The following is a 19,192-nucleotide window of genomic DNA, read 5'->3' on the forward strand; positions in this document are numbered from 1 at the left end:
AAGGAATCCATCATGAAAAGGCATCGGAAGTGGTTGTCCTGGTTCGTTGTATTGGTCTTCGTTTTGTCATTGTTGCCTATGAAAGGAAACGTAGCAGAAGCGACCGTAGGAACGGAGACACAATGGTGTGTATCCACAACCTCTGATTCAACCATCTATGCAGGACAGAACATCCCAATCGGAGTCGTCGATTTTGAGTTTGTCGCAGACGGCCTAAAAATTGTCATCGATTTAAATGACGGTGTGACATTAGCCGATGTACCTGAAAACATCAAAATTGATTTTCGATCGACTAGTGAATCACTTGAACGCGGAAGTCCTGGTGCATACGAATTTAAAACATCATCGCTCGTTGATCCAACACATCTATTAATACCTTATGCTTCATTAGCAAGTTATCTCGGCGTAGATGAAAGCATTCTGAAGTCAGACGGTTTCCAATTTAACGTCTTTCTCCATTTAGACACGATTGTTAACGGAGATACCGAAACTGCTTACCCTGGTGACCCAGGTACAGGAAACCCATGGGTACGCTATGTGACATTAACCGTTGAAGAATGTACGCCACCACCGCCAGAGTTCGATTATGGAGTCTATACAATCGGCTTCTGGAAAAACATCTTCAATTACGAGAAAGTAACGTTCGAATATGGCTCAATCGTCTATATTCAAGGAGTAGCCTATGATGTCAGCACGCTTGAAGGACAACAAGCGTTGTCTGCATTGATGACAGGTTCTCCAAAATCAATGACTGAAGAAAAACGATTGATCATGCAATTAACAGCAGCGAAAATCAACGTGTTATTAAATGACCCATCTCTTCTTGGCCTCGATCTTGTTTACAAAGACAGCGGAATATCCACTGGTTTGACAGTTGGCGAATTACTTTCCGGCGCAGAAACAGCTTTAGTTAATAAGAACGTAGACCAAATGAAGTATTATCAACAACTTCTCGATCAATTTAACAACGGTTATTTCGAAAATACGTTACACGATTAATGAATCAAAAAAGCAGTCGCTTCTTCAAGCGACTGCTTTTTAAATACCAGTACGTTTCTTCTGGTTATTTGGTTTTTTCGTCAATTGGCTCGTCAACGGTTTTTGTTTTGTACCATGTAAACCCGTCGGAACCTTTGTCTGGTTCTGTTTCTTTTCTGCCAGCTTTTGTTTCATCGCTTCTTGAAAAGATAGTTTTTTCTCACTCATCTTACTCACCTCCAGCTTCGATCACTTTCACACGACCGACCTGTCCATCGCTCAAACGCACTTTGATTCCGTGCGGATGACGTGGCGAGTTCGTCAATATATCTTGAACGACGCCTTTCGTCAGCTTCCCGCTTCGTTGATCTTGTTTCAAAACGATTTGGACATGGAGCCCTGGGCGAATGTCAGCACGTTTCGTTCCATCCATACCCGACACCCCTTTCCATTTAGTCAATCTCTATCATATGCTCTTTTCCCTTATTTGTCACAGCCTATTCCAGATCCCGATTTGTCGCATCGGTTCCGTCATGTAACTTTGATCGGTCTGTAGCGTCTTCTCCGGAAGAGGATCATGAAACGCAATACGGACTCCCCGATGTGAGAAGAAGATAGCAACGACCTCGTTTCCGTCTATATCGCGAAGTGTCGCTGTTCCTTGAAGAGCATGAAAAGCTTCCGCGAACGCTTCCGCAAAGCTGAGATACGCTGTCACGGATGTCGCCATACGGCTTTGATCAATCTTCAAGATTAATCGTTCACGATTGGCACTTTCGATTACGATCTGTACAGTATCATTCCCATCCGAAAATTCAATCGTATGCATCCTCACTCCACCTCTCATTCAAAAGAGGTACCCTCCTCAGAAGGTACCCCTCCCCCTCTATCATAAACGATATAACCGCGCTGCGAATGGTCGAAGCATGAATGTCTCGGTATCAATCGTCTCCGGATCGATTTCATTCGTCATGACAAGCGTCGCACCCGCGACCTCCGGGATGGTCACTTCTGCCGGATTCGCAGTCAAGTTGACGACCACGAAGAATCGATTGTTCTCAAATGTACGTTCGTAGACGAAAGCCTGCTTATGCTCTGGCAAGACATCACGATAACGACCGTACGTAAACGTATCTTCGGCTCGACGAAGACGAATCATTTCCTTGTAGAACGAGAGAATCGAGTGCTGATCGTTTTGCTGTGCCTCGACGTTGAGTGTCTCATACTCTTCGTGAATCGGCATCCATGGGGCTGTCGTTGAGAAACCAGCATACGGTGATGCATCCCATTGAATCGGCGTTCGCACGTTATCACGGGATGTGCCCCATACTTGCTGCATCGAGTCGACTTCACTCATCCCGTTCGCAATCCGTTCGAAGTATTCATTCTTCGTCGCGACGTCATCGTAATCATGGATGGATGGAAGCGGTACGTTCTTCATCCCAATCTCTTGTCCTTGGTAAATAAACGGTGTCCCGTGCATAAAGAAGTACATCATCGCGAGCGCGGTCGCACTCTCCCGCCAATAATGATGCTCATCCCCAACGAGCGAGACCGCCCGCACCATGTCATGGTTTTCAATATATAGCGCGTTCCAACCCGTCTCACGTAAACCTTGTTGCCACTTATCGAAGATTCGTTTCAACTCGACGACATCGAGTGGGGCCAGACGTGACCGCCGCATAATGTCGACATGGTCAAAATGAAACGCCATATTCATTGCGCCGTTTTCTGGACCCATCCAAAGATCTGCTGCTTCCGGCTCAATCCCGTTCGTTTCACCGACCGTCATAATATCGTATTTCGAGAACGTTTCCCGCTTCATCTCTTGAAGATAGTCATGAATGCCGTCGATATTCGAATACATCGAGAACGCCGTGACGACCGGTTTGCCGTCCGGCGATGGGAGCATCGTTCCCGTTGGCATCTTTTTAATGTGACTGATCGCATCGACACGGAATCCGTCCACCCCTTTTTCGAGCCACCAGTTGATCATGTCATAGATAGCCGTCCGAACTTCACGGTTCTCCCAGTTCAAATCTGGTTGCTTCTTCGAGAAGACGTGTAAGTAGTATTGATCGGTCTGTTGATCGTATTCCCAAGCTGAGCCACCAAAGATACTTGCCCAGTTGCTCGGTGGCGCACCGTCTTTTCCATCTCGCCAAATGTACCAATCCCGTTTCGGACTATCTTTAGAGCTTTTCGATTCAAGGAACCACGGATGCTCATCCGATGTATGATTGACGACGAGGTCGAGCAACAGTTTCATGCCACGTGCATGTACGGCCTCTAATAGCGCATCGAAATCTTCCATTGTTCCGAACTCTTCCATAATGTCTTGATAGTCACTAATATCATATCCGTTGTCATCGTTTGGCGACTTATACATCGGACAAATCCAAATCACGTCAATGCCAAGGTCTTCTAAGTAATCGAGCTTTTCGATAATCCCACGTAAATCCCCGATTCCATCCCCATTCGAATCTTTGAAACTTCGTGGATAGATTTGATAGGCAATCGCCTCTTTCCACCATACGCGACTCACTTCTGTTTGTTTTGTTTGGCTGAACAACGTCTCCATACGGCACGTGCCTCCTACAATAAGGTATGATTCACATCTACCATAGCACTAGTGCAAGCGTTTGCAAAGAATCAGCTCACAAAAAAATGCAGTTTACACTGCATTTGAATGAAGCGCCCCAACTTGTTCACAAAAAGTGGCGATGAGCTTCGATAAGTGTTTCCAATCATGGTCCATCGTCGCGACGTGATACGAGTTCGGGAGCACCGCATATTCTTTTGTACCTTGCAATTGATCGAACAACCAAATCGAATCGGTCGGTGGCACGACGTTGTCGACAGCCGAATGGATGACGTATGTCGGTACTTTTACCGAACCGACTTGTGGTCTCACCTCATCAATCAATGAAAGCAATTCCCGAATCGCCTTTGTTGGCACGCGATCGTAGACAATCTCGTATACATCCTCTGCTAGAATGTCGGGCGCGTCTTCATCAATGAATCGACACTCGGTATCGGACGCATGACACGCATACCCAGGTACGGATAAGGCTGCATTGATTGTGACGATGGCATCTGCCTTTTCTTCAAGCGCAGCTTTGAGCGCTAGCGTCCCGCCCATTGATTGACCGACGACGATGACCGTCCGACACGATTCACGTAATCGGTCGATACCTTCAACCACACTCTTATACCAACATCGATGCGTTGAACATCGAAAATCTTCTGGATCTGTCCCGTGTCCTTTTAAACGCGGAGCATACACCGTAAAGCCTTGTTTCATCAGTTCGATTCCGACGTCTTGCACACTCTGAGGCGTTCCATTGAATCCGTGACAAAGCAAAATACCAATTTCGTTTCCTTCATAATAAAATGCGCCTGCTCCAGGAATGACTGGATAGTTGATCGCTCTCATTACTGCCTCCTTTTTTAATTCCCACTTAACCGATACAATTAATTCGTATTAGAAGAGTGTAAAAGTAATCCGAGTAATCGTCAAGTTCTTCAATGATCATTTACTTTGTCATCAAACTGTAATCATAACTTCGTATTTAGTGGATTGAGTTCTGACGTCTGCTTGGTTATGTTTAACATGTAGTTAAAAACTTGGGAAATGTGTTTGCCATTTTTGACAATACACGAATAATTTTTCAAGTGATTCGTTAAAAGGAAAGTAATGTAAGCGTTATCACGTTGTTTTTTGATAAAAAGGAGGGGTATTTATACTCAATTTATGATGGTGCACAATGGGGAAATCGAATCACACAATTACATCCAAGGGAGACTTACACATGGGGAAACCAACACAATCGTTTAAGGCAGTCACTGGCCTCGCTTTATCGGCAGGACTCATCGTCAGTAGCATGACGCCGATCGCGGCAAATGTACATGCTGAGACGTTGAATGCTTCAGACCTCTTCATCTCAGAGTATGTAGAAGGGTCAAGCAACAATAAAGCCATCGAGTTGTTTAACGGAACGAACGCGACAATCGACCTTTCTGCCTACAAGATTGAACTCTATTCAAACGGTGGCACGACTGCCGGAAACACATTGAATTTGACGGGAACACTCGCACCAGGAGCTACATATGTCATCGTGAATGGTAGTGCGTCGGACGCATTGAAAGCGAAATCTGATACGACGAGCGCTGTGACGAACTTCAACGGAGATGACACGATTGTCTTGAAAAAAGGAGACACTGTTCTCGACGTCTTCGGTCAACTCGGTGTCGACCCAGGTACGAAATGGGGAACGACCGTCGCGACTGCCGACCAGTCACTCATCCGAAAAGATACGGTCACGCGTGGCGACAGTGACGGAAGCGATGCTTTCGATCCTGCTGTCGAATGGACATCGACACCACAAGACTCATTCGATAACCTCGGGGCGCATACGTTCCAAGGCGTCGAGTACGGCGATGGCGGTACGACAGAACCACCTGCACCGGTCACACCGATTTCAATCGCAGACGCACGGACAAAAGCAGAAAATGAGACGGTCACTGTAAAAGGAGTCGTCACTGGAAAACTCGCGAACACGATCTCGATTCAAGATGCGACAGGCGGTCTTTCTATCCGCCCGACGTCACTTGCGGTCAACGTTGGAGATGAAGTCGTCGTCACAGGCGTCGTCGGTTCGTATCGTGAACTCTTGCAATTGAACAGCGCGGTCGTCGTCTCGAAACAAGCAGCGACGCTTCCTACTGCACAAGTAGTGACGGGAGAACAAATCAATGAAGACGTCGAATCAGAACTCGTAACCGTCAACAATGTCACGCTCACAGGGAGCGGTCAAAACTTGACGGCAACGGACGGAACGAAAGAGTTCATCGTTCGTGACGAACGGGGCATCCTCGATTTACAGACGGATGTGAACTATTCATCCATCACAGGAATCGTTCAGCAGTTTGACGATTCTTATCAAATCATCCCGCGTGACCCAGCGGACACGGTCATCGATACGTCGGTCCTTCGCCCGGCCGTCGCAAAACCAGGTGCCGGCACGTTTGTCGGACCGCAAGACGTCACGCTCTCAACGACGACGGCAGACGCCGAAATTTTCTATACACTCGACGGTTCAGATCCGAAAGAGAACGGGACTCGTTACGAAGGTTCGATTCGCATCGAAAATTCGACGACGCTGAAGACGGTCGTGAAAACAGGCGACACGTTCAGCGCGGTCTCGACATTCTCATACAAGATCACAGATAAGATTCGCATTCACGACATCCAAGGAGCGAACCATACGGCTCCAATGAACGGACAGACGGTTGAGGGCGTCGAAGGAATCGTCACGTCTACTTTCATCTCGAGCGGGACGACATATTACTTCATCCAGACACCGGATGCTGAAGCCGATAACGATGCACGCACATCTGAAGGGATTGTCCTTTACGGTGGACGTTCAATCGCTGGTATTCAAGTCGGTGACCTCGTCAAGGTGAACGGGAAAGTGAGCGAATACGCGATTGAAGGATATAGCGATCGCCAACAGACGGACATGAAGATGACCCAAATCGATACACGCAACGGAAAAGTCGAAGTCGTCGCGAGCGGTGTGACACTCCCGACTCCGATTACAATCGATGCTTCAAACCTACCGACAGAGTTTATCGATAGTGATAACCTCGCCGTCTTCAACCCGGAGAAGGACGCGATTGACTTCTGGGAAAGCCTCGAAGGTATGCGCGTTCAAACGAACAACTTGAAATCAGTCGGACCACAAGAATACGGTGACCTCGTGACCGTGCTCGAAGATACGCCAACGGAGACTTACAATGGTGGTGTCTTATTGAAAAAGAACGACGCAAACCCGGAGCGCATTCAATTCCGTCTCGAACCGAACGCAGAAGCGCGTGACTTCGATGTGGCGACTGGCGACCGTTTCAATGGACCAATTGTTGGTGTCGTCGGCTACTCATTCGGAAACTATAAGATTCAAGCGTCGCTCGAAGATATGAAAGCTGCTTTCGTCAAAGGGGATGCGCAGCGTGAGAAGACGTTCATCGAAGCAGAAGAAGATCAATTGACGATTGCGTCTTACAACTTAGAAAACTTCTCAAACAACATTAAAGAAACATCAGATGAGAAGGCGCTTAAATTGGCAAAAGCATTCGTCAATGAATTGAACAGCCCTGACATCATCGGCGTGACAGAAGTACAGGACAACGATGGACAAGACAAAGGTGCGGGTTCTGCCGCTGACCAAAGCTATCAACGCTTGATCGACAACATCGTCGCTGTCGGCGGGAAAACGTATAAGTACGTCAACATCGACCCTGAGAACAACCAGGATGGTGGCGCACCGGATGCCAACATTCGTGTCGGTTTCTTGTATGACCCTGCGCGTGTATCGTTGACGGATGGAATGCCTGCTGGTGACGCGACGACGGCAGTCGGATATGTTGACGGGAAGTTGACGCACAACCCGGGACGTATCGACCCGACGAACGAAGCGTTCAATCGCTCACGTAAACCGTTGGCAGCTCAATTTGATTTCCAAGGTGAGAACGTGATTGTCATCGCGAACCACTGGAACTCAAAAGGCGGCGATACTGGATTCTTCGGTTCACAACAGCCGGTCGTACTCGGAAGTGAAGTACAACGTAAGAAGATTGCACAAGTCGTCCACAACTTCGTGGCGGACGTGAAGACGAAAAACCCTGAAGCGAACGTTGTCGCACTCGGAGACTTTAACGATTTCGAATTCTCGGATGCGCTTCAGATCTTTAAAGGTGACTTGATGACGAACATGGTCGAGAAAGTCCCTGCTGTTGACCGCTACTCATATGTCTATCAAGGAAACTCACAAGTACTCGACCACATCCTTGTGTCGAACCGCTTGGCCGCTTCTACGAAGATTGACATGATTCACGTCAATGCGGACTTCACCGAGATGTCAGGTCGCGCGAGTGACCATGATCCGGTTCTCGCACAAATCGACTTCACTCCAGAACCTGAAGTGGAATTGACGCGTTACACGGTAGAAAATCATCCAGCCGCTCGTCTCGTCCTTCAAGAGGACTTTATCGGTGTGACGATTGGAAAAGGAACAAACTTTAAAAACGGAATCTTTGTCCGTGGCGCTTACACGGAATTGACGGGTGATGCGTTGAAAAATGTCGTCGTTCAAGTGAAACCGAAAGAAGCCGGTGCCATCATCGACTTCAAAGGCGCAACAGTGAAAGAAGTGATCGTTGACGGAAAAAACCTTGCCGAGATTCGCGGGGCGAAAAATGTCCAGCGCATCACGTATGCGAAAGGTGCTTCTCCATCATCCATCATCATCAAGAAATAACATGTTGAAACGCAGACACATCGTCTGCGTTTTTTTGGTTTCAGCTCCTTTGAAGCGGGGATAAAAAGGAAGATGCTGAATCATGGAGGATGAAACTGATGGAATTGTATAACGGAGATTTATATTGGCCAACGACCGAATCAGATGACGTGGTGTTGCAACAACCTGAGAAAAAAGAGCAGTATGACGTGCTCGTCATCGGAGCCGGAATGTCTGGAACGCTGACAGCTTATACGTTGCAACAGGATGGTGTGGATTTTGCGGTGCTCGACGGACGAAAAGTTGGAACAGGCAGCACGTCGGCCAACACCGGTCTTATTCAATATTCAAATGACATTATGTTACATGAACTCGCCGAAAAAATCGGAGAAGACGCGGCGGTACGCTTCTATCGTCTCTGTCTCGATGCCGTCGAATCACTTGATCAAGTAGCGGAAGATGTCGGGGCAGCCGATATTTATATTCGCCGGGATAGCCTTTGTTTTGCGAGTGAGGAGGCCGATGTTGCCAAATTGAAACTTGAATATGAGATGCTTTCGAAGCATGGTTTTGAAGTGGAATGGCTCGACCGCGATGCATTGCGTGAACGTTTCCCGTTCGACAAACCGGCCGCCTTAATTACAAAAGGTGATGCCGAAGTCAATCCGCTCACGCTCAGCCGTCAAATCATTCGTCACTTATCGAAACAAAACGTCCCGATTTTTGAAGAGACGTCGGTGGATGAAGTCGTTTCAGACGGCGAAGGATGGATTGTCCTCACTTCAAACGGTACATTCAAAGCGAACAAAGTCATTTTTGCGACAGGTTACGGTCCTGCTCCCCTACTTGATTCTCATCGAATCGATTTGAACCGTTCATACGCCATCGCAACGAATCCGATTGCAGAGTTCAGCGAATGGGAAGGACGCGCACTCATTTGGGAGACGAAACGACCATACCTATATTTACGTACGACTCCGGACGGTCGGATTATCGCTGGTGGTCTCGACGAAGACAAGGCAGAGACGCCTCACGATGAGGCACTCATGAACGACCGGGCTGAACGGGTGAAGGAGAAAATTGCAGAACTCTTCCCGATGTATGACCTCGAAGTCGATTATGCCTGGGTCGCCTTGTTTGGAGAATCGGTGGACCAACTCCCGTTCATCGGAGAGCACCCGAATCGACCGAATTTGTTTTATTTGCTCGGATATGGGGGAAATGGGACGGTGTACAGCATGCTCGGCTCTCGCATCCTGAGCGCCCTCGTTCGTGGTCAGCATCATCCAGACGCTGATCTCGTTCGGCTAGATCGAACGTAACCCCTATTCTTGGGGGTTGTTACATATTGAAGGAGTGTTTTGGATTGAAGAAAAAAAGAAAAGCAAGGTGGGTGTACACGTTTCGCCGACTGATCGTGTTTATCGTCCCTCTTGGCTGCGCCATCTGGTTTTGGCCAAACGAGTCGACACCCACCACGCAATTAAAGTCTGAACAAGTCTCTATTTCCGAGGAAATATACACGATCGAAAAGCGTTCACCCGTTGTAGAAGATGATGTGACTCGATATGAATATGATGTTGTGGTGCATGGTGAACCAAGTACGGATGAACTTCAATCCATTAGCCATGACGTCATCGAGAACGTCCAACAGTCCGACCAATTCCAGGCCGCCTTGTTACGATTTTATGATGACGCCGCCTATATCGGGACAGAACCCCCACTCGGTGAGGCCGTATTCGCTCCTGAAGGCGACTATGCGCTTGCCGACTGGGTCGAACCTGGTCAAACAGACGAGATGATGTTCGGCTGGCAGCTTCGTGAGAAAGAGTGGTCGACGAAACTGACTGGAAAAGAGATTCAAATCTGGGCGTTGTGGCAGGAACAATATACGAAACAGGATCCAGACGACCCGGACGTGAAATCAAAAGTGACGCGAATCGTCTCTAGTGAATATGATCTTGACCCGAAAATCGTGCAACAAATCGTTTTGAAGCAACACGTATGGGCCGCGCTATAAGTGAGTTACCCATTTGTGTGAAATCTCTCTTTTTTGAAAAAAGAGGGATTTTTTTATTTGGGTTAGGGAACACCGATACAGTAGGTCAAAACGTGACTTACAACGGTCAGTCATACTTAAGGGAGGCAATCACATGGGGAACAAGAAAGAAGAGCAGTTAAAACAACATACGATTGATAACGAACAACAAGCAGGCTTGACGACGAACCAAGGATTGAAGATGGCGGAAGATGAATTTTCACTGAAGGCAGGGCGTCGCGGTCCGACCTTGATTGAAGATTTTCATTTCCGGGAGAAGATGACCCACTTTGACCACGAACGGATTCCAGAACGGATTGTCCACGCTCGCGGCGTTGGGGCACACGGAGAGTTTCACGTATATGAACCGCTCGCCGAAATCACAAAAGCTGATTTCTTGAACGATCCTTCGAAGACAACGCCGGTATTTGTCCGTTTCTCGACCGTCCAAGGCTCGCGTGGGTCTGCGGATACAGTCCGTGACGTACGCGGTTTTGCGACGAAGTTTTATACAGACGAAGGGAACTACGACCTAGTCGGAAACAACATCCCTGTCTTCTTTATTCAGGATGCCATCAAATTCCCAGACCTTGTCCATGCTGTAAAACCTGAACCGCATACGGAAGTGCCGCAAGGGGGAAGCGCGCACGATACGTTCTGGGACTTCGTCGGACAAAACCACGAGACCGCTCATATGGTCATGTGGGCGATGAGTGACCGGGGAATTCCACGTAGTCTACGCATGATGGAAGGTTTCGGGGTCCATACGTTCCGTCTCGTGAATGCAGAAGGAAAGGCACATTTCGTCAAATTCCATTGGAAACCGAAGCTCGGCGTCCATTCACAAGTATGGGACGAAGCTCAAAAAGCAGTCGGGAAAAATGCGGACTTCCACCGTGTCGATTTGTATGAAGCCATCAACAAAGGCGATTATCCGGAATGGGAGCTCGGACTCCAACTCATCCCTGAAGAAGATGAGTTCAACTATGACTTCGACATTTTAGACCCGACTAAACTGTGGCCTGAGGAAGAAATCCCTGTGAAACTTGTCGGGAAGATGACACTTAACCGAAACGTCGATAACTTCTTCGCTGAAACCGAGCAAGTCGCCTTCCATCCGGGACACCTCGTTCCAGGAATCGATTTCTCGAACGACCCGCTCTTACAAGGGCGCTTATTCTCTTATACAGATACGCAACTCTCGCGTCTCGGTGGACCAAACTTCCACCAGATTCCGATCAACAAGCCCGTTTGTCCGTTCCACAACAATCAGCGTGACGGCATGCATCAAATGGCCGTCCACAAAGGACAGACGAGTTATCATAAAAATGCGCTCAATAACAATCAGCCTGAACCCGTACCAGCTGACCAAGGCGGATTTGAGCATTATCAAGAGAAAGTCGATGGACATAAGATTCGAGGACGCAGCGACAGCTTCCTAGACTTCTATTCACAGGCGAAACTCTTCTATAACAGCATGACCGATGTCGAAAAGCAGCACATTCAAGACGCCTGCAGTTTCGAACTCGGGAAATGTGAGTCGGATATGGTGAAAGAGAACGCTGTCGATTTATTAAATCGGATTGATCGCCATCTCGCCGAGGTTGTTGCCGACAATTTAGGCGTGCAAGTACCTGAAGAAAACAATGAAGTCCAGTCAGACAAGACGTCCCCTGCCCTCTCGATGGCGAACACGATCAAAAAACCGGACACGAAGAGCGTCGCCCTTCTCCTCGCCGGTGACGTGGATGCGCATCAAGTGAAGCAATGGGTGAAGCAACTCGCCGACCACAACGTCAACTATAGTCTCGTCGGCAAGAAAGCCCATATGCTCGGTGACCTGAAAGTAAAAGAGACGTACGACACGGTCGACTCGAGCCTCTTCGACGCCGCCTTCTTAGTGAGTGCCGCAACCTCGGTCGAAGATGATGTCCTCGAGTTCATCGAGAACACGTATAAGCACTATAAACCGCTCGCCCTGCACGTGCATCATCAAGAAGCACTCGCAACATGTCGTGTGAAGACAGACCAGCCTGGTGTCTTCACATTTGATACGCATAACCTCGATGGATTCGATACGTTCATCGACGGAATCGCGACTGCCCGTTTCTGGGATCGCGCATAACGATATCACTCGACTCGATTCACGAGTCGAGTTTTTTATTTGCTCCATGAACTCATGGAATGCATCATCTCAGACAATCCTGTGTGGATTTGGTATACTTTTTTAGTTATGTTTATTAACTATTCGAATTTGAAGAAAAGGAGGCGTCGTGTTCGATGCAACAACCTATTCAAAAATTGTGGACGAGAGACTTTTTGATTATCTCGCTCATCAACTTCTTCCTGACGCTCATCTTTTTCTTATTGATGGTCACCATCGGAGTACATGCCGTTGAGTCGTACGGGGCGACGACGAGTCAAGCAGGGCTCGTCACCGGCATCTTTATCATCGGAACGTTGACCGGGCGATTGTTCATCGGTCGACTCATCGATTCAATCGGTCGGAAAAAGACACTTTATATCGGACTCGTCTTTTTCACCGCAACGATCTTGTTGTACTTCGTCCATTGGGGCGTCGGGTTCTTATTGCTCACTCGTTTCGTACACGGTCTCGGGATGGGATTATCGAGTACCGCAACCGGAACAATCGTGGCGCAAGTCATTCCTGCGACTCGAAAAGGCGAAGGGATTGGCTACTACAGTATGAGCTCTACCTTGGCGACAGCCATCGGGCCATTCGTCGGGTTGCTCCTTAGCCAATATACGAGCTTCACCGTCATTTTCGGACTTTGTTTCGTAATCGGACTAATCAGTCTGGCGAGTACGTTTTTCGTGAACGTACCAGAAGTAGACGCACCTGAAGTCGTTCGTGGTTTCTCATTGAAATCATTCGTTGAACCGAAGGCGTTACCGATCGCACTCATCATCGGGATGGCCGCGCTCAGCTACTCGAGCGTTTTGTCCTATATTAACTTTTACGCGAGTGAACTTGACTTGATTGAAGCGGCGAGTATCTTTTTCCTCGTCTACTCCGTCGCCGTCCTGTTGTCTCGTCCGATTACCGGGAAGTTGATGGACGCGCGTGGGGCGAATGTCGTCATGTATCCAGCAATCGCGATTTTCGCCGTCGGTCTTCTCGTGCTCAGTCAAGCGAATAGCGGCTGGATGCTATTACTCGCAGGCGCTCTAATCGGACTCGGATTCGGGAATATCCAGTCAGGTACACAAGCGATTGCTGTAAAGGCTTCGGCACCTCATCGGATGGGTATGGCCACTTCAACGTTCTTCATTGCACTCGATGCAGGTCTCGGATTTGGTCCTTATTTCATTGGTCTACTCATTCCGTTGACTGGATTTTCGACATTATACTTGATGCTTTCCGGTGTCGTTCTCTTTACCATCTTCTTGTATTACTTCATGAACGGTCGAAGCGAGCAGAAACAACTGAAAGAAGCTGCCTGACAGGATGTGATTGCATCCTGTCTTTTTTTGAAAGTTCACACATTTTACCGAAGGATGCGTTAAGATAAAAATGACGTGTAAAAATAGATTGAACGAAATGAGGGAGACGAGATGAAGGCTGACCAAACACTTCAATACAACGCATCGATTTTATTAAGGACGTTCGATAAAATTTCAGACTATGTGTTCTTTATGGAAGTCGATGGTTCAGCTTATCGATACGTCTTCGTGAATGAACCCGCAAAACGCGCAATCAACTGGTCAGACGCCGATATCGGAAAGCAGATTGACGAACTCGTCCCCGCCGAAACGGCCGCGCTCATCACAACCTATTACGATGAAGCGATTCGAACAAAAAAAAGTGTCGTCTATGAAGACTATCGTCTTGCTGACTCGTTCTACACCGATACGGTAGAAGCAAATGATGTATTGACGCTTCCCCTTCATTACTTCGAGTCAGAAGTGACTCCTATTTTTAATGACGAGGGACAATGTACACATATCGTCTCGGTCGTCCGCGAAGTGACGGAGCGAAAGCGTCGCGAACTGGAATTGTCCATTTTGAAAGATCATCATGAGTCATTAAGACGTTACACGCCCCATGGCATTTTTGTACTTGATCATCATCTGAATATCAAATCGGTCAACCCGGCCGTCATGAGCATCACTGGATATGCCGAGCAGAAGATGCTCCATCAACCGTTTCTTCACTGGCTTCCCGAGGACGAACGTTCTCGTGTACGGAAAGGGTTGCAGTTCACGTTATCCGGCATTCCGCACAAGTATTCGGTTTACGCCACTCATGAGTCTGGGGAGCGGCTTGATTTGTCCGTATTGAACATCCCGATCGAAGTCGGTGGCAACATCACCGGATTGTTTGCCATCATCATCGATTTAACGCCTGAGAAGAACGCTGAACGGGCCACAATCGAAAGTGAACGTCGCTATCGCCAACTGATCGAGACGATTCCAGAAGGCATCATCGTTCACCAAGATGGGAAGATTTTATATGCGAACGCAATGGCGCTCGAAACGATTGGAGAGAATTATCTCGAGAGTGGATCCATCTTTTCTTTCATTGCAGAAGAATATCATCAATCCACTCAGACACGTCTCGCTACCCTTGAACTAGGTGGCTCTGTTCAAGATACCGAGATGGTCGTTTTAACGCAGAGCGGGGACCGACTTCATATGGACATCAGCAGTCTCCTCATCGACTATGAAGGACAGCTGGCCGTATTGATGATTTTGCGCGATGTCACGGAAAAACGAGAAATGGAACAGGCCTTGAGACAAAGTGAGTTACAATACAGACTGATTACGGAAAACATGAGTGATCTCGTTTGCATATTAGAACGCGACGGGACGGTTCGTTACGCCTCCCCTTCTCATCGTACGGTTCTCGGCTTTGCGGCCGATTACTATGAAGGGAAGAATACGCTCGACTATATTCATCCAGATGACATTCAAATCGTCCGTTCACAATTGAAGGACTTGAAAGAGCAAGACGTCTCGCTGACTCTTGAATTCCGACACTTTCACGCGGACCAACGCTGGATCTGGCTCGAGACAAAAATTCAAGCTATCTATGACGAATCAGGGTATCTTCTGCACTACTTGACGGTCAGCCGAGAAATCATGCAACGAAAAGCGCTTGAGAAGCGCTTAAAGCACTTGGCATATCACGACACGCTGACTGATTTGCCGAACCGACGCTACTTCCTCGCCCATCTTGAAGAAGCCATCGAAGAGACGAGATATGAGAAAGAGCAATTAGGCGTTCTCGCGCTCGATGTCGACCGTTTCAAACAAATCAATGACACGTTCGGTCATGATGTCGGGGACGAGCTTTTGCGTCAATTGGCGTGCCGATTGACGTCGGTACTCCGAAAACAAGATATGGTGGCAAGACTCGGAGGCGATGAATTCGCCGTCCTCATCCGATTTACCGATCCTTCTTCTCTCCATCGTGTCGCCGAAAAGATTATCCAAGCGTTACAACGACCTTGGGAAATCGATCACCATACGTTCATCACGACTTCGAGCGTCGGTGGTGCTCGTTATATAAAAGGCTTGTCGACTAAACAGCTGTTGAAACGCGCCGACCTCGCTTTATATGAGGCGAAAGCAGACGGTCGAAACCAATATGTACTCGCAAAGGACCTGTGAATCAAGGTCCTTTTTTTCACATGAAACATATGTAGAACACCTAAATACGAACATTAAATACTAAAAAATCTAAATACATTCATTTTTAGATCATTTTTACGAAGTTTCCCTTTGACTTTGAGAGCTGTTCACGATATATTACCGAATGGGCGAAGTTTTTTTATAGTTCAAGATGTTAATGTTCGTGAATAGGGGTGCAACTTATGGATAAAGTGTTTGATTATGAAGATATTCAATTAATTCCTGCAAAATGTATTGTCGATAGTCGTTCGGAATGTGACCCGACCGTCGAGCTCGGGGGCTTCACGTTCCGTTTACCGGTCGTCCCGGCTAACATGCAAACGATTATTGATGAGAAAGTGGCGCTCATGTTGGCCGAGAACGGTTACTTTTACATTATGCATCGCTTCAATCCTGAGACGCGTCTCGCGTTTATCCAGGACATGCACGAGAAAGGTCTCTATGCCTCCATCAGCGTCGGGGTGAAAGAAGAGGAGTATGCATTTATCGAGATGCTTCAGTCGACTGGTCATACACCAGAATTTATTACGATCGATATCGCACATGGACACTCGAACGCGGTCATCCGAATGATTCAACATATCAAGCACCATCTTCCTGGTTCATTTGTCATCGCGGGGAACGTCGGGACGCCAGAGGCCGTTCGTGAATTGGAACATGCCGGAGCTGATGCGACGAAAGTCGGAATCGGACCAGGGAAAGTATGCATCACGAAAATCAAAACGGGATTCGGCACGGGCGGCTGGCAATTGGCGGCGCTCCGCTGGTGTGCCAAGGCAGCGACGAAGCCGATCATCGCGGATGGGGGAATCCGTACACATGGGGACATCGCCAAGTCGATTCGTTTTGGCGCTTCGATGGTCATGATTGGTTCATTGTTCGCTGGCCATGACGAATCTCCAGGGGAAACATTCGAGCAAGACGGCAAGCAACTAAAAGAGTATTTCGGCTCTGCTTCCGAGTTCCAAAAAGGTGAGCGAAAAAACGTCGAGGGGAAAAAGATGTTTGTCGAACACAAAGGGGCATTACAAGACACATTGACCGAGATGGAGCAAGACCTCCAGTCGGCGATTTCTTACGCGGGTGGCGACAGTCTCGAAGCATTGCGCACGGTAGACTATGTCATGGTGAAAAACTCAATCTTCAATGGGGATAAAGTATACTAAAAAAAGGCGACCTCATGTCGCCTTTTATAGTTCCTTCATCATCATGTAATAGTCAGATCCAGGTGGGTAGTCCGGTAGCACACCGGCGACCGTATAGCCAAAGCGCTCATAAAATGATTTCGCCTGAAACGAAAACGTCGTCAACTTCACACGCGTCGCACCGAGCGACTTCGCAATCGTCTCCCCTTCTTCAAGCAACCGACTCCCGAGCCGCTGTCCCTGAACGTTCGAATCTACCCATAAACGGTCTAAATCGAACCATCCCCAATACACACTCCCGTACAAGCCAGCAATGATCCGGCCTTCTTGCTCGATTTTCAATTGAATGGCCGGTACAATCGCCTCGCGAATCTCGCGATGATGCGCAGAGTGAACATTATTATAATCACGTAGATTCCTAGTCAAAAACTGTTGAAATGACTCGTCTTCTTCATGGATTCGTACAATTGTATGCATTAATTCTCCACCGTCCCATTCACAAAAAACGTAATCAATTCCTGCTCTTCTTCGTTCAATTCGCGATTGACAAGTGCAGCGTATGATTGGGTGATTTTTTCAATATTTCCCGGGAAATCGCTTGAAATCGTGGCGATTCTTTTCAAAGTAAGGCAATCTGCTGCGAACGCTTCACGACTTATCATCTCACCGTGTGACCAGACGATCTGTTGTGCATCAAATGTCTCTAGTACATGTAACAATCGAAGTGTCTCCTCTGGTGTCATTCGCCATGTCGGAGCATACAAATTTGCATACAATGCGTCTCCTAAAAATAAGACGCGTTCTTCCACGACATAGATAACGACCGAATCTTTCGCATGGTCGCCACCGACATGCCTCAATATGACATGGATACCACCAAGATCGAGCGTCAACGACTCCTGAAACGTCAGTGTCGGCAGAACGATTTGAATGTCTCGCGAATCACCATACTCTTCGCGGATCGCCTGAGCACAAAACTCGATTTCAATTCCTTCAGCAACTCGTTGATTCAATGATGCATCATCCCAAGCGTAAGGGACGAGCTTCTCCATCTCGTGCTTTGTCGCCTCGCTTGCGATTGAGACCACTCCTTCTAAGGCAGGTAGCCCGAAGATGTGATCCCAGTGCCAATGTGTCAATGCGACCATCGAAGGCGCACGGAGGCCACGCTCGTTTAACTGCTGCATAAAGAATGATGCGTGCGCCACGGAGTTGCCCGCGTCAATGAGTAATGTATGTGTGTCACCAATAACGGCACCAAGAATCGGACGGTCCGTATGCGCAACCGGCGTCATATACCAAAAACGTTCCGAATGTTTGATCAAGGTTTGCATGAACGGCTCGACTCCTCTTCTATCAATTTGGTTAGTTCTTCAAATGAAGAACGCTCATCATTTTGGATTCGGACATGACGAAACGGAATCCGATCAAGCAATGTAAGCTCAAGTCGCTGTCTGTCCGCCAATACCGCAATCGTCCCCGATACACCGACAAGGTTACGTTTCGATGCATAGGAACCTGTCGTGTAATACTCGACAAACCCCTGTTGCCATTCAATCGGTCGCTCGTCGTAGACGAATGGAAATATCCGAGCGACATCGTTTAACTCCAAATAGACGATGATTGGTTCGATTGGTTTAAGAATCGATGAAATTTCTTGAACGTATGTTTCAATCGCCTCTAACGAAACGTCTTGGGCGACCATCCCAATCGTGAACGGGTTTTGAAGCAACGCACATTCAAAGATGACGTCACGTTCTTCCTGCTCAAATTTCGTTACATAACGCCGCCATCGTTCGCACATGATTCGTGTGTGAAGTGCAAAGGGCAACTCATAGACATCTGTTCCTACGCGCTCTTCCCCTTCATCGTAACGAACGAGCCATCCGTCTTCAATTTCATCAAGAATCGTACCATGTGAAGGTGGTTCCGTTACCCAGTAGATTTCATGCAGATCGACGGGGTGAGCAGCGTCCACTTCCGAATAGAAGACACCTTCTTTCAACGCACATATCTTTTCAGCAAATGTGGATTTCCCACTTCCCGGCAACCCCTCAATCAACCACAATTTCCCCATA

General features: G+C 47.8%; 16 protein-coding genes. 8 read left to right on the forward strand and 8 right to left on the reverse strand.

Annotation, left to right across the window (positions count from 1 at the left end; all coding sequences use genetic code 11):
• The first annotated feature begins 12 nt into the window (after positions 1–12).
• Entirely contained in the window at positions 13–999 is a 987-nt protein-coding gene (locus AC5LIL_RS14130) for a hypothetical protein (protein ID WP_499824437.1), read from the forward strand.
• 39 nt (positions 1,000–1,038) lie between these two features.
• On the opposite strand, the gene AC5LIL_RS14135 is transcribed toward AC5LIL_RS14130, so the two are convergent.
• From AC5LIL_RS14135 to AC5LIL_RS14155, 5 genes are all read right to left on the reverse strand, one after another.
• Positions 1,039–1,206, reverse strand: a complete 168-nt coding sequence (locus tag AC5LIL_RS14135; RefSeq protein ID WP_015880321.1) for a hypothetical protein — start codon at positions 1,204–1,206, stop codon at positions 1,039–1,041.
• A gap of 1 nt (position 1,207) precedes the next feature.
• The gene (locus AC5LIL_RS14140) at positions 1,208–1,411 is read right to left on the reverse strand and encodes a YwbE family protein (RefSeq protein WP_015880320.1); all 204 of its coding nucleotides are present in this window, start codon (positions 1,409–1,411) and stop codon (positions 1,208–1,210) included.
• Between the two features lie 57 nt (positions 1,412–1,468).
• On the reverse strand, positions 1,469–1,807 hold the full coding sequence (locus AC5LIL_RS14145) for a hypothetical protein (RefSeq protein ID WP_499824438.1): 339 nt from the start codon (positions 1,805–1,807) through the stop codon (positions 1,469–1,471).
• 60 nt (positions 1,808–1,867) lie between these two features.
• Positions 1,868–3,523 (reverse strand): glycoside hydrolase family 13 protein, encoded by a 1,656-nt coding sequence (locus AC5LIL_RS14150; protein ID WP_499825369.1) that lies wholly within the window; start codon positions 3,521–3,523, stop codon positions 1,868–1,870.
• 129 nt (positions 3,524–3,652) lie between these two features.
• Entirely contained in the window at positions 3,653–4,414 is a 762-nt protein-coding gene (locus AC5LIL_RS14155) for an alpha/beta hydrolase (RefSeq protein WP_337874292.1), read from the reverse strand.
• 376 nt (positions 4,415–4,790) lie between these two features.
• Between AC5LIL_RS14155 and AC5LIL_RS14160 the strand changes: the two genes are divergently transcribed.
• The 7 genes from AC5LIL_RS14160 to guaC all read left to right on the forward strand — a co-directional run bounded on the left by AC5LIL_RS14160 (position 4,791) and on the right by guaC (position 17,135).
• On the forward strand, positions 4,791–8,297 hold the full coding sequence (locus AC5LIL_RS14160) for a DUF8508 domain-containing protein (RefSeq protein WP_499824440.1): 3,507 nt from the start codon (positions 4,791–4,793) through the stop codon (positions 8,295–8,297).
• 98 nt (positions 8,298–8,395) lie between these two features.
• Positions 8,396–9,598, forward strand: a complete 1,203-nt coding sequence (locus tag AC5LIL_RS14165; protein WP_499824441.1) for an NAD(P)/FAD-dependent oxidoreductase — start codon at positions 8,396–8,398, stop codon at positions 9,596–9,598.
• 44 nt (positions 9,599–9,642) lie between these two features.
• Complete coding sequence (locus tag AC5LIL_RS14170; RefSeq protein WP_499824443.1) at positions 9,643–10,296, forward strand: hypothetical protein; 654 nt, start codon at positions 9,643–9,645, stop codon at positions 10,294–10,296.
• 133 nt (positions 10,297–10,429) lie between these two features.
• The gene (locus AC5LIL_RS14175) at positions 10,430–12,439 is read left to right on the forward strand and encodes a catalase (RefSeq protein WP_499824444.1); all 2,010 of its coding nucleotides are present in this window, start codon (positions 10,430–10,432) and stop codon (positions 12,437–12,439) included.
• Positions 12,440–12,594: 155 nt separating this feature from the next.
• The gene (locus AC5LIL_RS14180; protein ID WP_499824445.1) at positions 12,595–13,779 is read left to right on the forward strand and encodes an MFS transporter; all 1,185 of its coding nucleotides are present in this window, start codon (positions 12,595–12,597) and stop codon (positions 13,777–13,779) included.
• Positions 13,780–13,890: 111 nt separating this feature from the next.
• Positions 13,891–15,948 (forward strand): PAS domain S-box protein, encoded by a 2,058-nt coding sequence (locus AC5LIL_RS14185; protein WP_499824447.1) that lies wholly within the window; start codon positions 13,891–13,893, stop codon positions 15,946–15,948.
• Positions 15,949–16,151: 203 nt separating this feature from the next.
• On the forward strand, positions 16,152–17,135 hold the full coding sequence (gene guaC, locus AC5LIL_RS14190) for a GMP reductase (protein ID WP_074036799.1): 984 nt from the start codon (positions 16,152–16,154) through the stop codon (positions 17,133–17,135).
• A gap of 24 nt (positions 17,136–17,159) precedes the next feature.
• On the opposite strand, the gene AC5LIL_RS14195 is transcribed toward guaC, so the two are convergent.
• From AC5LIL_RS14195 to AC5LIL_RS14205, 3 genes are read right to left on the reverse strand one after another with little or no spacing between them, the layout of a single operon-like run.
• The gene (locus AC5LIL_RS14195) at positions 17,160–17,591 is read right to left on the reverse strand and encodes a GNAT family N-acetyltransferase (protein WP_499824448.1); all 432 of its coding nucleotides are present in this window, start codon (positions 17,589–17,591) and stop codon (positions 17,160–17,162) included.
• Positions 17,591–18,448: an MBL fold metallo-hydrolase gene (locus AC5LIL_RS14200; protein WP_499824449.1), complete on the reverse strand. Its 858-nt coding sequence runs from the start codon at positions 18,446–18,448 to the stop codon at positions 17,591–17,593. The genes AC5LIL_RS14195 and AC5LIL_RS14200 overlap by 1 nt, the downstream gene beginning before the upstream one ends.
• Positions 18,436–19,191, reverse strand: a complete 756-nt coding sequence (locus tag AC5LIL_RS14205) for a P-loop NTPase family protein (protein WP_214696685.1) — start codon at positions 19,189–19,191, stop codon at positions 18,436–18,438. The genes AC5LIL_RS14200 and AC5LIL_RS14205 overlap by 13 nt, the downstream gene beginning before the upstream one ends.
• Between the last annotated feature and the right edge of the window lies 1 nt (position 19,192).

Source organism: Exiguobacterium sp. RM11 (genome assembly GCF_059821525.1).

What these genes read in the sequence shown, in the direction of transcription:
- AC5LIL_RS14130 (WP_499824437.1), top strand. Translation starts at nt 13, where the DNA reads ATGAAAAGGCATCGGAAGTGGTTGTCCTGGTTCGTTGTATTGGTCTTC.
- AC5LIL_RS14135 (WP_015880321.1), bottom strand. Translation starts at nt 1,206, where the DNA reads ATGAGTGAGAAAAAACTATCTTTTCAAGAAGCGATGAAACAAAAGCTG.
- AC5LIL_RS14140 (WP_015880320.1), bottom strand. Translation starts at nt 1,411, where the DNA reads ATGGATGGAACGAAACGTGCTGACATTCGCCCAGGGCTCCATGTCCAA.
- AC5LIL_RS14145 (WP_499824438.1), bottom strand. Translation starts at nt 1,807, where the DNA reads ATGCATACGATTGAATTTTCGGATGGGAATGATACTGTACAGATCGTA.
- AC5LIL_RS14155 (WP_337874292.1), bottom strand. Translation starts at nt 4,414, where the DNA reads ATGAGAGCGATCAACTATCCAGTCATTCCTGGAGCAGGCGCATTTTAT.
- AC5LIL_RS14160 (WP_499824440.1), top strand. Translation starts at nt 4,791, where the DNA reads ATGGGGAAACCAACACAATCGTTTAAGGCAGTCACTGGCCTCGCTTTA.
- AC5LIL_RS14165 (WP_499824441.1), top strand. Translation starts at nt 8,396, where the DNA reads ATGGAATTGTATAACGGAGATTTATATTGGCCAACGACCGAATCAGAT.
- AC5LIL_RS14175 (WP_499824444.1), top strand. Translation starts at nt 10,430, where the DNA reads ATGGGGAACAAGAAAGAAGAGCAGTTAAAACAACATACGATTGATAAC.
- AC5LIL_RS14180 (WP_499824445.1), top strand. Translation starts at nt 12,595, where the DNA reads ATGCAACAACCTATTCAAAAATTGTGGACGAGAGACTTTTTGATTATC.
- AC5LIL_RS14185 (WP_499824447.1), top strand. Translation starts at nt 13,891, where the DNA reads ATGAAGGCTGACCAAACACTTCAATACAACGCATCGATTTTATTAAGG.
- guaC (WP_074036799.1), top strand. Translation starts at nt 16,152, where the DNA reads ATGGATAAAGTGTTTGATTATGAAGATATTCAATTAATTCCTGCAAAA.
- AC5LIL_RS14195 (WP_499824448.1), bottom strand. Translation starts at nt 17,591, where the DNA reads ATGCATACAATTGTACGAATCCATGAAGAAGACGAGTCATTTCAACAG.
- AC5LIL_RS14200 (WP_499824449.1), bottom strand. Translation starts at nt 18,448, where the DNA reads ATGCAAACCTTGATCAAACATTCGGAACGTTTTTGGTATATGACGCCG.
- AC5LIL_RS14205 (WP_214696685.1), bottom strand. Translation starts at nt 19,191, where the DNA reads ATGGGGAAATTGTGGTTGATTGAGGGGTTGCCGGGAAGTGGGAAATCC.